Annotated in this window: 1 protein-coding gene; it reads right to left on the reverse strand. The window is 55.4% G+C overall.

Annotated features, from left to right (window positions below):
• Positions 1-450, reverse strand: a 450-nt coding sequence (locus tag ACTHUM_RS19540; RefSeq protein WP_440403946.1) for a hypothetical protein, incomplete at its 3' end; no start/stop codon positions are given.
• Positions 451-460: the final 10 nt, after the last annotated feature.

Consider the following 460-nt stretch of genomic DNA (forward strand, 5'->3'; position numbering starts at 1 on the left):
CTTGGTGCTGGCGGCATTGATGCCTGACTTGGTCACACTCGGGCCACCGGTAATGGTGAGGCCGTCTGTATTCAGTTTGCTGTCGCCTGCGGTGACGCTGTCAACAGTAATGTCTTTGGCCAGTTTCAGCTGTGCGCCACCGGCTACGGTTTCGCTGATGATGTTGCTGTCGCCTTTAACGTTGATGGTGTCGCCCAATGCGTAGTTGTTGCTGCCGGTGGTACCGCCGAAGTTGATGCCTTTGGCGATATTGGCGGCGTTGGTCGCGACGTTTTGGTTGGTCGCAAACAGTTGGCTGCCGTTAACGGCATCTTTGCTGTTGGCGTTGAGGTCGCCATCGGCTACGTTGGTCACTTTGTTGCCGGCGTTGTTCAAACCGTCTTTGGTCAGTTTGACATCACCCGCTTTAACGCCGTCTTGGGTCAATGCGACATCGTCGCCTACTTTCACACCGTCGTTG

The organism is Neisseria sp. P0021.S006 (assembly GCF_051956895.1).